Here is a 14988-nt window from a genome sequence, read left to right on the forward strand (position 1 = left end):
TCGACTGGACAACCATGAAGCTGCGCGACCTCATAGGTCAGGACGTTCTGGGCAATGATGCCGCAATCGAGCCCGCTGTCGCGGCGCTCGAGGTGACAGGCGTTGCGCTCGATAGCCGCGTGGTCAAGCCGGGCGATCTGTTCTTCGCGCTGGCGGGCAGCAAGACCGACGGCGCGCGCTTCATCGATGCGGCGGTCGCCGCAGGCGCGGTGGCAGTCGTCGGCGACCATGCGCCCGCGGGCAGCAGGGTGCCGTTCATGACGGTGGCCAATCCGCGCCGCGCACTGGCGCTGGCCGCGGCAAAATTCTTCCCCGCTCAGCCCGCGACGATTGCCGCGGTGACTGGCACCAGCGGCAAGACCTCGGTCGCCGCCTTCACGCGCCAGATCTGGGAGCGGGTCGGGCATGCCTCCGCCAGCATCGGCACCATCGGCCTCGTCTCACCCAAGCGCACGGTGTACGGCTCGCTGACGACGCCGGATCCGGTCGCGCTGCATCGGCAGCTGGATGAGATCGCACGCGAGGGCGTGACGCATCTCGCCTTCGAGGCATCGTCGCACGGGCTCGACCAGTATCGCCTCGATGGCGTGCGTGTCTCCGCGGGCGGCTTCACCAATCTGTCGCGCGACCACATGGATTACCATCCGACCGTCGCGCATTATCTCGGAGCGAAACTCCGGCTGTTCCGCGAACTGGTCGCGCCCGGCGGCGCGGCGGTGATCTCGGCCGATCATGATTGCTCGGCGGAAGCGATCGAGGCGGCGAAGTCGCACGGCTTGCGCGTGATGGCGGTTGGCCGCAGCGGTGATGGGGCAGGCGAGGGTATTCGCCTCGCCGGTGCCGAGGTCGAAGGTTTCTCGCAAAAGCTCACGGTCGAGCATCACGGCAAGCGTCATGCGATCCGGCTGCCGCTGGTCGGCGAATTCCAGATCGAGAACGCGCTGGTGTCGGCCGGTCTTGCCATCGGCACCGGCAGCGACGCGGCAAATGTGTTCGCAAGCCTCGAACATCTCGAAGGCGCCAAGGGCCGGCTCGAGCGCGTCGGCGAGCGCAATGGTGCGCCGATCTTCGTCGACTATGCCCACAAGCCCGATGCATTGGCCAAAGCGTTGCAGGCGCTGCGTCCCTATGCGAAGCGCAGGCTCATCGTCGTGTTCGGCGCCGGCGGCGATCGCGATGCCGGCAAGCGTCCGATCATGGGCGAGATCGCGGCCGACAACGCCGACGGCATCATCATCACCGACGACAATCCGCGCAGCGAGAAGCCGGAAGCCATCCGCGCCGCGATCCTCGCCACCGCAAAGGGCGCCCGCGAGATCGGCGACCGCGCCGCGGCGATCCGCACCGCGATCGAGGAGTTGCAAGACGGTGATGCGCTGCTCGTCGCCGGCAAGGGCCACGAGACCGGGCAGATCGTCGGCGCAGAGGTGCTGCCCTTCAGTGATCACGAGGCGGTCGCCGCCGCATTGACGTCGAGGGTTGCATGAGCGGGCCGTTATGGACGGTTGCCGAAGTGGCGCGCGCGCTGGGCGCTGCCGGATCTTTCCCGGACACGCCGATCGATTTCGTCACGCAGGACAGCCGGCTGGTGAAGCCGGGCAGCCTGTTCGTTGCGCTGAGCGGCACGCCGAGCGGCGGCTTCATCTCGGCCTTCGCCAGCGTGCGCGACGGCTGGGAGTTCGCGGACAAGGCGGAGGCTTCGGGCGCCGTCGCGATGATCGTGCCGCACGAGATCGCGGGTATCCGCGTCCCGCAGATCGTCGTGAAGGACACGCTGATCGACGGCCTCTGGGGCCTCGCGCGTGCCGCCCGCGCCCGCTTCAACGGGCCGGTGATCGGCCTCACCGGCAGCGCCGGCAAGACCAGCACCAAGGAATTCCTCGCCGCTTATCCCAACGCCTATGCCAGCCCGTCGAGCTTCAACAATTTCTGGGGCGTGCCGCTGACGCTGTGCAATGCGCGGCCCGATGCCAGCCTCTGGGTCGTCGAGATGGGCATGAACCAAACCGGTGAGATCGCGCGGCTCAGCGAATTGACGCGGCCGACGGTCGCGCTCGTCGTCAACGTCCAGCCGGTGCATCTGGAAAAGCTCGGCTCGCTCGAAGCCATCCGCCGCGAGAAAGTGTCGATCGCGCTCGGCCTGCCCGAGGGCGGCGTGCTGGTGCTGCCGGCCGGGCTCAAGGCGTCCGAGTGGAAAGGCAAGGTGGTGCGCTTCGGCGAGCGTGCCGAGGTGCACGAGGTCAAGCATGCGCCGCATGGCGAGAGCTGGCAGGTCGTCGCCGCGATCGGCAAGAAGGAGATTGCCTTCAGCCTGACGCCGGGCGCGCCGCACCGCGTCCAGAATGCGCTGGCCGCGCTCGCCTCAGTTCATGCCGCGCGTCTCGACGTCGCGACCCTCGCGATCAAGCTCGACCGGGTCGGCATCATGACCGGCCGCGGCGTCGAGCAGGCGGTCGGCGGCGTCACCGTGATCGACGACAGCTTTAACGGCAATCCGGCCAGCGTCGCTGCTGCGCTGCAAAGCCTCCAGTCCCGCAACATGAGCGGCGGCCGCCGCATTGCGGTGCTGGGCGACATGCTGGAGCTGGGCGACGACGCGCCCGGCTATCACACTGGCCTTGCCAAGCATCTCGACGGCATCGACGGCGTCTACTGCGTCGGCCCCCTGATGCGTCATCTCTATGACGTATTGCCATCGGGCAAGGGCCTCGGCTGGCACGACGATCCGGCGACGCTTAAAGCCGGCGAGGTCGCAAATCTGCTGAAGGCAGGCGATGTCGTGGTTGTCAAGGGCAGCAAGAAGATGTTCTGGGTCAACAAGTTTGTGCCGGGCCTAGTGGCCGCCTTGCAGGCAAAGGCGTAAACTGCTTGGAAGGCGCTGCTCCCGAATCCCACCCCAGGATCAAGGCCAAGATCGAGGCCAAGCGCCGCGTGCATAGGCGCGATAGGACCGTCTGAATGTTTTACTGGCTGATCGAGCTCTCCAACACATTTCCGGGCTTCGGTGCCGTTCGCACCGCCCTCAACGTCTTCCGCTACATCACCTTCCGAACCGGCGGTGCCGTCGTCACCGGCGCGCTGTTCGTGTTCCTGTTCGGACCCTGGATCATCGACCATTTGCGCCTCCGCCAGGGCAAGGGGCAGCCGATCCGGGCCGACGGTCCCCAATCGCATCTCGCCAAGAAGGGCACGCCCACCATGGGCGGGCTGATGATCCTGTCCGGCCTCACGGTCGGCACGGTGCTGTGGGCCAATCCGCTCAACCCCTATGTCTGGATCGTGCTGGCGGTGACGCTCGGCTTCGGCTTCGTCGGCTTCTACGACGATTACCTCAAGGTGACCAAGCAGACCACGACCGGGTTCGGCAGCAAGCTTCGCCTGCTGATCGAAGCCGCGATCGCGCTGGTTGCCTGCTACGCGCTGGTGCGGCTGAACCGCGATCCCGCGTCGACCGCGCTGACGATTCCTTTCCTGAAGGACACCGTGCTGCATTTCGGCTGGTTCTTCGTCATCTTCGGCGCCTTCGTCATCGTCGGCTCCGGCAACGCGGTGAACCTCACTGACGGTCTCGATGGTTTGGCCATCGTGCCCGTGATGATCGCGACCGCGAGCTTTGCGATGATCGCCTATCTCGCCGGCAACGCGGTGTTCGCCGACTATCTCCAGATCAAATATGTCGCGGGCACCGGCGAGCTCGCCGTGCTCTGCGGCGCATTGCTGGGCGCGGGCCTCGGCTTCCTCTGGTTCAATGCCCCACCGGCCTCGATCTTCATGGGCGACACCGGCTCGCTCGCGCTCGGCGGCATGCTCGGCGCGATCGCGGTCGCGGTGAAGCACGAGATCGTGCTCGCGGTGATCGGCGGCCTGTTCGTGCTGGAGGCGGTCTCCGTCATCGTGCAGGTGGTGTCGTTCAAGCTCACCGGAAAACGCATCTTCCGGATGGCGCCGATCCATCATCATTTCGAGCAGCTCGGCTGGACCGAGCCGCAGATCGTGATCCGGTTCTGGATCATCTCGGTGATGCTGGCGCTGGCCGGCCTGTCGACGCTGAAGCTGCGCTGATGATCCCGGTCACCTCCTTTGGCGGCAAGACGGTCGCGGTGTTCGGCCTCGGCGGCTCGGGGTTGGCCTCCTGCCACGCGCTGAAGGCCGGCGGTGCCGAGGTGATCGCCGCCGACGACAATGCCGAGAACGTCGCCAAGGCCGCGCAGGCCGGTTTCATCACCGCAGATCTGCGCAACGTCTCCTGGGCGAATTTTGCAGCCCTCGTGCTCGCGCCCGGTGTGCCGCTGACTCATCCGGTGCCGCATTGGAGCGTGCTGAAGGCGCGCGAAGTGGGGTGCGAGGTGATCGGCGACATCGAGCTGTTCTGCCGTGAGCGCCGCCGGCACGCGCCGAACGCGCCGTTCGTCGCCATCACCGGCACCAACGGCAAGTCGACCACGACGGCGCTGATCGCGCACCTGACGAAAGTTGCCGGCTACGACACCCAGATGGGCGGCAATATCGGCACCGCGATCTTGTCGCTGGAGCAGCCAGGCATGGGCCGCGTCCACGTCATCGAGATGTCGTCCTACCAGATTGACCTCACGCCTTCGCTCGATCCCTCCGTCGGCATTTTGCTCAATGTCAGCGAGGACCATATCGATCGCCACGGCACCATCGCGCATTACGCCGCGGTGAAGGAGCGTCTCGTTGCCGGCGTGCAGGCGGACGGCACTGCGATCGTCGGCGTCGATGACGGTTTTTGCCGCGACATCGCCGACCGGCTCGACCGGGGCGGCAAGAACGTGGTGCGCATCTCGGTCAGGAATCCGCTCGCGAGCGGCATCCATGTTGAGCACGGCACCATCGTGCGCACCTCGGGCGGTGCCCGCAGCGAAGTTGCAAAGCTCGGCGGCATCGGCTCGCTGCGCGGCCTTCACAACGCGCAGAACGCGGCCTGCGCCGCCGCTGCCGCGCTCGCGATGGGCATCAGCCTTGAGGTGCTCCAGAACGGCCTGCGCAGCTTTCCCGGCCTTGCGCACCGGATGGAGCAGGTCGGCCGCCGCGGCAATGTGCTGTTCGTCAACGATTCCAAGGGCACCAACGCCGATGCCACCGCGCATGCGCTGTCGTCCTTTGCCGACATCTTCTGGATCGCCGGCGGCAAGCCCAAGGCGGGCGGTATCACCGGCCTCACCGGCTTCTTTCCGCGCATCCGCAAAGCCTATCTGATCGGCGAGGCGGCATTGGAGTTTTCGGGAACGCTGGGCTCGGTCGCGCACGAGATCAGCCAGACGCTGGACGTCGCGGTCGAGCACGCCGCGCGCGATGCGGAGGCCTCAGGTCTCACCGACGCGGTCGTGCTGCTCTCGCCCGCCTGCGCCTCGTTCGACCAATACCGCAACTTCGAAATCCGCGGCACCAAGTTCCGCGAGCTGGTGCAGGCGCTGCCGGGTGTGAAACCGGTGGTGTGAGGATGTCGCGGCGACGCTGGATCGGAATTGCCGTCGCTGCTCTTGCTGTTCCCATTGCCGCCGGTTTCTTCCTTGTTGTCGTCGTTGACAACGTCATGCGCGGATTCGGAGCGTGCCGCGTCGTTCGCCAGAAAGCATTCGCCTCCCCAAGCGGCAGTCAGCTGGTTGTCGTGGTCTGGAAGGCGTGCGGAGCGACGGTGCCCGACAGCACGCAAGCCAGCATCATGCCTCGCGGTCGGACGTTCTCGGCTGAGAGCACGCCGACCTTTGTCAGCGTGCGCGGGCATCTCGATGTAGTCGTTGCCTGGAGTAGCGAGCAGGCCGTCAGGATCGGATTCATTCCCGGGGCAGGCCAGATCTACAAGCGCGATCAACGCGCGGGGGATGTCACGATCAATTACGAATAAGGTTCTCGTGTCCCGGACGCGGTGCGGCACGAAGTGACGCTCCGCAGAGCCGGGACCCAGAATGCCGCAATCATGGGCCCCGGCTCAGCAGTGCACCGCAAGGGCGCTGCGCTGCGTCCGGGGCACGTACTATCGAAAACTTCATCAATTCCTTAACCCCCCGTAAACCAACCTCGGCGACCAATGGACCGACCTCTGTCCGAAAGCGGCCGCCCATGCTCTCCCGTGAAGAACGCACCCCCTTTTCCGAGTGGTGGTGGACCGTAGACAAGCCGCTGTTCGGCGCGATCCTCTTGCTGATGCTGACCGGCGTCATTCTGTCGCTGGCGGCGAGCCCGTCCGTCGCGACCCGCATCGGGCTCGATCCCTTCCACTTCTTCAGCCGCCATGTGATGTTCCTGGCGCCATCCTTCATGGTGCTGCTCGGAGTCTCCTTCCTGTCGCCGCGCGCGATCCGCCGCAGCGCGCTGATCATCTTCGCAGCCAGCATCATCCTGATCGTGCTGACACTCGCGCTAGGCCCCGAAGTGAAGGGCTCGCGGCGCTGGATCACGCTGCTCGGCGTCAACATCCAGGCCTCGGAAATCGCAAAGCCCTCGTTCGTCGTCGTGGCGGCGTGGCTGTTCGCGGAATCGACCAAGCGGCCCGAGATGCCGGCGACCTCGATGGCGCTGGTGCTGCTCTTGATGCTGGTGTCACTGCTGGTGATGGAGCCGGATTTCGGCCAAACCATGCTGATCCTGATGGTGTGGGGCTCGCTGTTCTTCATCGCGGGCATGCGCATCATCTGGGTCTTCGGCCTTGCCGGGATCGGCGCGGCCGGTCTGTTCAGCGCCTATCTCTTTGTTCCTCACGTGGCAGGACGCATCAAGCGCTTCATGAACCCGGCCTCCGGCGACACCTTCCAGGTCGATACCGCGATGGAGGCCTTCTACAACGGCGGCTGGTTCGGCCTCGGGCCGGGCGAGGGCATCGCCAAACGCAGCCTGCCGGACAGCCACACCGACTTCGTGTTCGCGGTCGCAGCCGAAGAGTTCGGCATCATCCTGTGCCTCGCCATGCTGGCGCTGTTCGCCTTCGTCGTCATCCGCACGCTGTCGCGCGCCTATGCCACGGAGGATATGTTCTCGCGCTTTGCGGCCTCCGGCCTAGCGATCCTGTTCGGCGTGCAGGCGGCGATCAACATGTCGGTCAACCTCCAGCTCATCCCCGCCAAGGGCATGACGCTGCCGTTCATCTCCTATGGCGGCTCCTCGATCGTGTCGCTCGCCTATGGCGTCGGCATGATGCTGGCCCTGACGCGCCTGCGCCCGCGCACCGAGGTTGAGGCAACCGGCCACGCCGACGCGATGCGCAGCTACGCGTAACCGCTCTCGTGTCCCGGACAAGCGAAGCGCAGAGCCGGGACCCAGAATGTCGCAACCATGGGCCCCGGTTCAGCAGCGCACCACGCCGCGGAGGGCGGCGCACTGCGCTGCGCCCGGGGCACAAACACCTTTGTTGCCGCGCTCGCAATGGCGAAAAACTCCCTGTAAAACTCCCTCACCATGGACAATTCCCCCCTGATTCTTCTCGCCGCGGGCGGCACCGGCGGCCATCTGTTTCCCGCCGAGGCGCTCGGCGTCGAGCTGATCCGGCGCGGCTTCCGCGTCCGCCTCGTCACGGATGATCGGGCGCTGCGCTATAGCGGGCTCTTCAGCAAGGACATGATCGACGTCGTCGCAAGCGAGACCGCGCGCGGCCGCAATCCGTTGCAGCTCGCCTATGCCGGTCTCACGCTCGCCACCGGTACGTTGTCCGCTTACAGCCTGATCAAGCGATTGAAGCCCGTCGCCGTTGTCGGCTTCGGCGGCTATCCGACGCTGCCGCCGCTGGTCGCCGCGAAATTTGCCGGTGTGCCCAGCATCATCCACGATGCCAACGCCGTGCTTGGCCGCGCCAACCGGTTTCTGTCGAGCCGCGTCCGCGCCATCGCGACATCCTTGCCCGGCGTGCTCGACCGCGATCCTGCGCTTGCGGCAAAGACCACGACGGTCGGCACGCCGATGCGTCCGGCGGTCCTCGCCGCGGCCGCTGTGCCATATGCCGCGCCCGAGGTGAATGGTCCGCTGCGCCTGCTCGTCGTCGGTGGCAGCCAGGGCGCGCGCATCATGGCCGACATCGTGCCAGGTGCGATCGAGCGGATCGAGCCTGCGCTGTGGAGCCGACTGATCCTCACCCAGCAGGTCCGCGACGAGGACATGAGCCGCGTGCGCGCGGTCTATGACAAGCTCAAGATCAAGGCCGAGCTGGCGCCGTTCTTCACGGATTTGCCGGCGCGGCTTGCTTCCAACCACCTGATCGTGTCGCGCTCCGGCGCGGGTACCGTGGCTGAGCTTGCCGCGATCGGCCGGCCCTCGATCCTGGTGCCGCTACCGGGGGCGATCGACCAGGACCAGTTCGCCAATGCCGGCGTGCTGGCCAAGGTCGACGGCGCCATCCGCATCCCGCAGACCGAGTTCACCTCCAACCGGCTGGCGTCCGAGATCTCCGCCTTCGCCGCCGAGCCCGCGCGCCTCGCCGCCATGGCCGCGGCCGCGAAGGGAGCAGGGCGGTTGGACGCCGCCGAGCGGCTCGCCGATCTGGTGGTCAAAGTCGCGGGAATCTGACGCGAAAAAGCCCTTGTCTTCGCCTTCTAAAGCGGGGCATCCAGTAAGAACGGCGCGGCTGATTTGGCCGTGACCTTTGCCAGATGCCGCCCGCGCAGGGCGGCGAGGTCAGGGAACAGAGCATGAGACTGCCGCGCGAGATCGGACCCATCCACTTCGTCGGGATCGGCGGGATCGGCATGAGCGGGATCGCCGAGGTGCTGCTCAATCTCGGCTATGCCGTGCAGGGCTCGGACGCCTCCGACAATTACAATCTCGACCGCCTCCGCAAGAACGGCGCAAAAGTCTCGGTCGGCCACAAGGCCGAGAATGTCGACGGCGCCGAGGTTGTCGTCGTCTCCACCGCGATCAAGCGCGACAATCCGGAACTGATGGCGGCGCGCGAGCGGCGCATTCCGGTGGTGCGCCGCGCCGAGATGCTGGCCGAGCTGATGCGGCTGAAGAGCTGCGTCGCGATCGCCGGCACCCACGGCAAGACCACGACGACCACGATGGTCGCGACGCTGCTCGACGCTGGTGGCCTCGATCCCACCGTCATCAACGGCGGCATCATCAACGCCTATGGCTCCAACGCGCGCCTCGGCGCCGGCGACTGGATGGTGGTGGAAGCCGACGAGAGCGATGGCACGTTCTTGAAATTGCCGACCGACGTGGCGATCGTCACCAATGTCGACCCCGAGCATCTCGATCACTTCAAGACTTTCGAGGCGGTGCAGGACGCGTTTCGAAATTTCGTCGAGAACCTGCCGTTCTACGGCTTTGCAGTGATGTGCATCGATCATCCCGTCGTGCAGAGTCTGGTCGGCAAGATCGAGGACCGCCGCATCGTCACTTACGGCGAGAATCCGCAGGCCGATGTGCGGTTCGTCGATATCACGCCGATGGGCGGTGGCTCCAAGTTCAAGGTCGCCTTCCGTGATCGCAAGACCGGCGCCGTGCACGAGATCCCGGATTTGATGCTGCCGATGCCGGGCCGCCACAACGCCTCCAACGCCACGGCCGCGATTGCGGTGGCGCGCGAGCTCGGCGTCTCCGACGATGCCATCCGCAAGGCGATCGCCGGCTTTGGCGGCGTCAAGCGCCGCTTCACCAAGACCGGCGAGTGGAACGGCGTCACCGTGATCGACGATTACGGCCATCACCCCGTGGAGATCGCAGCCGTGCTGAAGGCGGCGCGGGAATCCAGCAACGGCAAGATCATCGCCGTGGTGCAGCCGCACCGCTACACCCGCCTGCAATCGCTGTTCGAAGAATTTTGCACGTGCTTCAACGATGCCGATGCCGTGATCGTCGCGGATGTCTATGCCGCCGGCGAGACCCCGATCGACGGCATCGATCGCGATCATTTCGTCGTGGGCCTGCGTGCGCATGGCCATCGCGAGGTGGTGCCGCTGCCTGCAGCGTCGGAGCTTGCGGGCATTGTCAAAGGGCTCGCCAAGTCGGGCGATCTCGTCGTGTGCCTTGGCGCCGGTAACATCACGCAATGGGCGTATGCATTGCCCGGCGAATTGAAGGCGCTGGGGTAGCGAGCGGATGTCGTGCCATCGTCGATCACCGCCCGTGTGGCCACCCCTCTCCCTAACCCTCCCCCGCAAGGGGGGAGGGAACCCATCCGCCGGTGCCCCGCTGACTCTCGCAAAGGATCAGAGCGCAGCCGTGATGCTGGGTGAGGTGAGCACGCTGGTCAGGCTCCCTCCCCCCTTGCGGGGGAGGGTTGGGGAGAGGGGTAAGCTCCGGGCTCTGGCGGACGACGTTACGCGACGCAATCTCAACTCAGCTCGCATGTCGGTCGGCGCGCCATGAGCTTTCCCGACATCACGCCCGAGCTCAAAGCCGCGATGCCGCAACTGCGCGGCCGGCTGCTCGCCAACCAGTCGCTGGCCGAGCTCACCTGGTTTCGCGTCGGTGGTCCCGCGCAGGTGCTGTTCACGCCGGCGGACGAGGATGATCTCGCTTATTTCCTTGCGCATCTCGCGAGCGACATCCCGGTCTATGTCGTCGGCGTCGGCTCCAACCTCATCGTGCGCGACGGCGGCATTGCAGGCGTCGTGATCCGTCTCGCACCGCGCGCCTTTGGCGAGGCTGCCGCGAGCGGTGACATCGTCACGGCAGGCGCGGCCGCGCTCGACAAGCGCGTGGCGGAAGTCGCCGTGAGCGCCAATATCGGCGGGCTTGAATTCTACTTCGGCATTCCCGGCACCATCGGGGGTGCACTGCGCATGAATGCCGGCGCCAATGGCGGCGAGACCAAGGACGTGCTGATCGAGGCGCGAGGTGTGGCGCGCGACGGCAAGACGCATACGTTCTCCAATGCCGAGATGAAATTCGTTTATCGCAACAGCGGCGTCGATCCCTCCATCATTTTCACGTCGGCGCGCTTTCGCGGCGAGATCAGGGATGCTGACGCGATCCGCGCGCGCATGGCGGAGGTGCAGAGCCACCGTGAGACCGCGCAGCCGATCCGCGAAAAAACCGGCGGCTCGACCTTCAAGAATCCGCCCGGTCATTCCGCCTGGAAGCTGGTGGACGCCGCCGGCTGCCGCGGCCTGCGCGTCGGCGGCGCGCAGGTGTCGGAGATGCACTGCAATTTCCTGATCAACACGGGCGACGCCACCGCGCACGACATCGAGACGCTGGGCGAGACCGTACGCGAACGCGTGAAGGCGAATTCCGGAATTGAGCTGCACTGGGAAATCAAGCGGATTGGAATTCCCGGCTAATTTGGACAGGCGACGAGAGAACATGCGCATCACCATCCTCTTCGGCGGCTCCAACCGCGAGCGTCTGGTTTCGGTCGCCTCGGCCCAGGCGCTGCATCAGGCGTTGCCCGAGGCCGATCTCTGGTGGTGGGACGTCGAGGACAAGGTGCATGTGGTGCAGTCGAAGCAGCTGCTCGAACATGCCCGTCCGTTCGAGGACGAGTTCAAGCCCGGCACATCGGGCATTGCGCTTGCGCAGGCGCTCGACCAGGCCAGGGCGGAAGATCGCGTCCTCGTGCTCGGCCTGCATGGCGGGCGCGCGGAGAACGGCGAATTGCAGCTGATGTGCGAGGCGCGCGGCGTGCCCTTTACCGGCTCGGGCTCGGCCTCCTCGCATCTCGCCTTCGACAAGATCGCGGCCAAGCATTTTGCCTCGCTCGGGGGCGTGACGCCGCCGGCCAACATTGCGCTGGATCATATCGACGAGGCCTTCGCCGAATACGGACGGCTGATCGCCAAGCCGGCGCGGGACGGGTCGAGCTACGGCCTGATCTTCGTCAACGCGAAGCAGGATCTCGTCGCCGTCCGCAATGCCGCCAAGCACGAGGAGTACGTCATCGAGCCCTACATCGCCGGCGTCGAGGCGACCTGCGCCGTGCTGGAGCGCACCGACGGCTCGATCATCGCGCTGCCGCCGATCGAGATCATTCCGGGCGAGGGCAGTTTCGACTACGCCGCAAAATATCTCCTGAAGTCGACCCAGGAGATATGCCCCGGGCGTTTCGCCCCCGAAATCACCGCCGCGCTCAAGGCGCAGGCGATGCTGGCGCACCGGGCGATGTCCTGCACCGGCTATTCGCGCTCGGACTTCATCGTCTCGGCCAAGGACCTGATCTATCTCGAAACCAACACGCTGCCCGGGCTGACCAAGTCGTCGCTCTACCCCAAGGCGCTGAAAGCCGAGGGCATCGACTTCGTCGACTTCCTGCGCGGCCTGATCGAGCTCGCCGGACGGGGTGTGCGGAAATAATTAGGACTGGTTAACGGCCGCAGGGGCGAAACGGCCGGTTTTGGAACCCAAAACCGGTAAAATGCCGGAGATCGCGGCATAAATGCCTCACATGCCTGGGCAAAACGCATTCCGCGTTAACGAACTTTACCTTTTGTTTACCAGGACATCCGAAGGTTAACGCTGGCGGCGCATATGGCGTTTTGGCTGCCGGTGCGTGAGCTGTTTTGGGTGATGTCACCTGCAGCGAGCGCTTTGATGGGGAGAGGCTTCTTCTGCTGAAGACCAGTACCCGGCCCGGCAAGACCGAGACGTCATGTTCGCCAGGACCCGCGCGGTGTCGCGGGCAAACTGTTGACGAGCTCGTGCAATGGATCGTGCAGGAAGCCTCACCCGATCGGTTTTGAGATCGTTGAGGCCCCAAGCTGACCTGAAGGCGGCCGCTATCGGAGCGGTCGTGCTTCTGCGCGAGTGGGTCCAGGACAAGCGCGACGCCAAGCGCGACCAGAAGCGCGCTGCCGCTCAAGACAAGATCAAGACCAAGTTGAAGGCCAAGCCCGTCATCGAGCGGGAGCCGCCGCCGCGCGTGGTCGCGCTGGTCGAGCGCTATGCGCCGCGCCGGGTCGGGATCACCATGACCGTGCTGCTGCTGCTCGGAAGCTGCGGCTTCGGCATCGTCAAGGGCGGCCACCTCCAGGATTTCATCACCGCGGTCAGCGACGCCCGCAACGCGATGGCCAATTCCGCCGGCTTCCGCATCACCTCCGTCGCGATCAACGGCCGCAAGCAGCTCAGCCAGGACGAGATTCTAGCGATCGGCGGCGTCAGCGGCCGCTCCTCGCTGCTGTTCCTCGACGCCGACGTCGTGCGCGAGAAGCTCAAGGCCAATCCCTGGATCGCAGACGCGACTGTGCTGAAGCTTTATCCGGGCCGGCTGATGATCGACATCACCGAGCGCCAGGCGTTCGCGCTGTGGCAGGAGGCCGGCCGGCTCTCCGTCATCGCCGATGACGGCGCCGTGCTCGAACCCTATGTCTCGCGCCGGTTCCTGTCGCTGCCGCTCGTGGTCGGCAAGGGCGCCGACACGCAGGCGCGTGATTTCCTGGCGCTGCTGGCGCGCTATCCGCAGGTCAATGCCGTGACCAAGGCCGCGATCTATGTCGGCGAGCGGCGCTGGAACCTGAGGCTCAAGGACGGCCTCGACATCCGCCTGCCCGAGCAGGACGTCGGCAACGCGCTTGCGATGCTGTCCAAGCTCGACAAGGAGGACAGGCTGTTTTCTCGTGACATCGTCGCCGTCGACATGCGCCTGCCCGATCGCCTGATGGTGCAGCTGTCCGACGACGCCGCCAAGGCGCGCGAAGACCTGTTCAAGGACAAGAAGAAAAAGAAGGCCGGGGACGCCGCATGACCGGTCTTGATCGCACCCAGACGCCGAAGACGCGCCAGATGCCGCACAAGCGCGGCGGCCTCGTCGCCTGCCTCGACATCGGCACCAGCAAGATCGCCTGCATGATCGCGCGGCTGAAGCCGTCGGCGCCGAGCGATGCGTTGCGCGACCGCACCCATGCGGTGGAATTGATCGGTTACAGCCAGATCCAGTCGCGCGGCATGAAGGCCGGCGCGGTGGTCGATCTCAGCGAATGCGAGCAGGCGGTGCGCCAGGCCGTCGGGCTTGCGGAGAAAATGGCCAAGGTTCGCGTCGAATCCGTGCTGCTGTCGGTCTCCGGCGGCCGGCTCTCCGGCCAGCTGGTCGAGGCTGCTGCCGACATCCGCGGCGGCGCCGTGACGCCGGCCGATGTCAGCCGCGTCACCTCTACCGGCATGCGCCACGCCACCGGCGAGGGCCGCACCGTGCTGCATGCGCTGCCGGTCGGCTACACGCTCGACGGCGTCAAAGGCATTCGCGATCCCCGTGGCATGGTCGCCCATCAGTTTGGTGTCGACATGAACGTCGTCACCTGCGACGCCACCGTGGCGCGGAACCTGATGCTGGCGGTGGAACGCTGCCATATCAACGTCGAAGCCATGGCGGCGAGCCCCTATGTGGCTGGCTTGTCGGTGCTGACCGACGACGAGGCCGATCTGGGCGCTGCTGTCGTCGAGATGGGCGCGGGCACCACCACGATCGCGGTCTATGCCGGCGGTCGCTTCGTGCACGCGGCCGGTTTTGCGGTCGGCGGGCAACACATCACGATGGATCTTGCACGCGGACTCTCCGCGACCATTGCCGATGCCGAGCGAATCAAGACGTTATACGGGACCGTCATCACCGGCGGATCGGACTCGCGTGAGCTGATGTCTGTCCCGACAGCCGGTGACGAGCAGGATCTGCCGCAGATCGTCTCCCGCGCCACCATCGCCAACATCGTCAAGCACCGTGCCGAGGAAGTCTTCGAAATGGTTCGGGACAAGCTGAAGGATTCGCCCTTCGCCTCGGAGCCCAACGGCCGCGTCGTGCTCACCGGCGGCGCCTCGCAGCTGACCGGTCTCGTCGAACTCGGCACCCAGATTCTCGGCCGGCCCGTGCGGGTCGGTCGTCCGCTCGGCTTCGGCCGGCTGCCCAACGAGGCGAAGAACGCCGCGTTCGCGGTGCCGGCCGGCCTCCTCGTCTACCCGCAATATGTTCACCAGGAACATGTCGAACCGCGGCATACGCGGCAGCAGGTCAGGACAGGAACCGGCGGATATTTCGGAAAGGTCGGACGATGGCTACGCGAGGGCTTCTGATGACCGCTTTCCGCAATCTTCGATTTTCACCAACTC

12 protein-coding genes are annotated in these 14988 nt (G+C 65.9%); all 12 read left to right on the forward strand.

All coding sequences use genetic code 11. The features are described 5' to 3' along the window. Nucleotides 1-14 precede the first annotated feature (14 nt). Nucleotides 15-1487, forward strand: a complete 1473-nt coding sequence (locus BMW89_RS01145; protein ID WP_092021864.1) for a UDP-N-acetylmuramoyl-L-alanyl-D-glutamate--2,6-diaminopimelate ligase — start codon at nucleotides 15-17, stop codon at nucleotides 1485-1487. Then, a complete protein-coding gene (locus tag BMW89_RS01150; protein WP_092021866.1) occupies nucleotides 1484-2863 on the forward strand; it encodes a UDP-N-acetylmuramoyl-tripeptide--D-alanyl-D-alanine ligase in 1380 nt (459 codons plus the stop codon). The genes BMW89_RS01145 and BMW89_RS01150 overlap by 4 nt, the downstream gene beginning before the upstream one ends. A gap of 95 nt (nucleotides 2864-2958) precedes the next feature. After that, a complete protein-coding gene (gene mraY / locus BMW89_RS01155) occupies nucleotides 2959-4062 on the forward strand; it encodes a phospho-N-acetylmuramoyl-pentapeptide-transferase (protein ID WP_092021868.1) in 1104 nt (367 codons plus the stop codon). Next, the gene (gene murD / locus BMW89_RS01160; RefSeq protein ID WP_092021870.1) at nucleotides 4062-5459 is read left to right on the forward strand and encodes a UDP-N-acetylmuramoyl-L-alanine--D-glutamate ligase; all 1398 of its coding nucleotides are present in this window, start codon (nucleotides 4062-4064) and stop codon (nucleotides 5457-5459) included. The genes mraY and murD overlap by 1 nt, the downstream gene beginning before the upstream one ends. A 2-nt stretch (nucleotides 5460-5461) precedes the next feature. Then, nucleotides 5462-5866 (forward strand): hypothetical protein, encoded by a 405-nt coding sequence (locus BMW89_RS01165; RefSeq protein WP_092021872.1) that lies wholly within the window; start codon nucleotides 5462-5464, stop codon nucleotides 5864-5866. 215 nt (nucleotides 5867-6081) lie between these two features. Beyond that, a complete protein-coding gene (gene ftsW, locus BMW89_RS01170; protein WP_092021874.1) occupies nucleotides 6082-7233 on the forward strand; it encodes a putative lipid II flippase FtsW in 1152 nt (383 codons plus the stop codon). Between the two features lie 180 nt (nucleotides 7234-7413). Then, nucleotides 7414-8514: an undecaprenyldiphospho-muramoylpentapeptide beta-N-acetylglucosaminyltransferase gene (gene murG / locus BMW89_RS01180; protein WP_092021878.1), complete on the forward strand. Its 1101-nt coding sequence runs from the start codon at nucleotides 7414-7416 to the stop codon at nucleotides 8512-8514. 122 nt (nucleotides 8515-8636) lie between these two features. Further along, nucleotides 8637-10040 (forward strand): UDP-N-acetylmuramate--L-alanine ligase, encoded by a 1404-nt coding sequence (gene murC / locus BMW89_RS01185; protein WP_092023290.1) that lies wholly within the window; start codon nucleotides 8637-8639, stop codon nucleotides 10038-10040. Nucleotides 10041-10313: 273 nt separating this feature from the next. Then, the gene (gene murB, locus BMW89_RS01190; RefSeq protein ID WP_092021880.1) at nucleotides 10314-11234 is read left to right on the forward strand and encodes a UDP-N-acetylmuramate dehydrogenase; all 921 of its coding nucleotides are present in this window, start codon (nucleotides 10314-10316) and stop codon (nucleotides 11232-11234) included. 22 nt (nucleotides 11235-11256) lie between these two features. Continuing rightward, a complete protein-coding gene (locus tag BMW89_RS01195) occupies nucleotides 11257-12243 on the forward strand; it encodes a D-alanine--D-alanine ligase family protein (protein ID WP_092021882.1) in 987 nt (328 codons plus the stop codon). A 349-nt stretch (nucleotides 12244-12592) separates the two neighbouring features. Then, nucleotides 12593-13633 carry a cell division protein FtsQ/DivIB gene (locus tag BMW89_RS01200; protein ID WP_092021883.1) on the forward strand — a complete coding sequence of 347 codons (1041 nt, stop codon included), beginning with the start codon at nucleotides 12593-12595 and terminating at the stop codon, nucleotides 13631-13633. After that, entirely contained in the window at nucleotides 13630-14952 is a 1323-nt protein-coding gene (ftsA, locus tag BMW89_RS01205) for a cell division protein FtsA (RefSeq protein WP_092021885.1), read from the forward strand. Before BMW89_RS01200 ends, ftsA begins: the two co-directional genes overlap by 4 nt. Nucleotides 14953-14988 lie beyond the last annotated feature (36 nt).

This window comes from Bradyrhizobium sp. OK095 (genome assembly GCF_900109945.1).
Classification (GTDB): Bacteria; Pseudomonadota; Alphaproteobacteria; order Rhizobiales; family Xanthobacteraceae; genus Bradyrhizobium.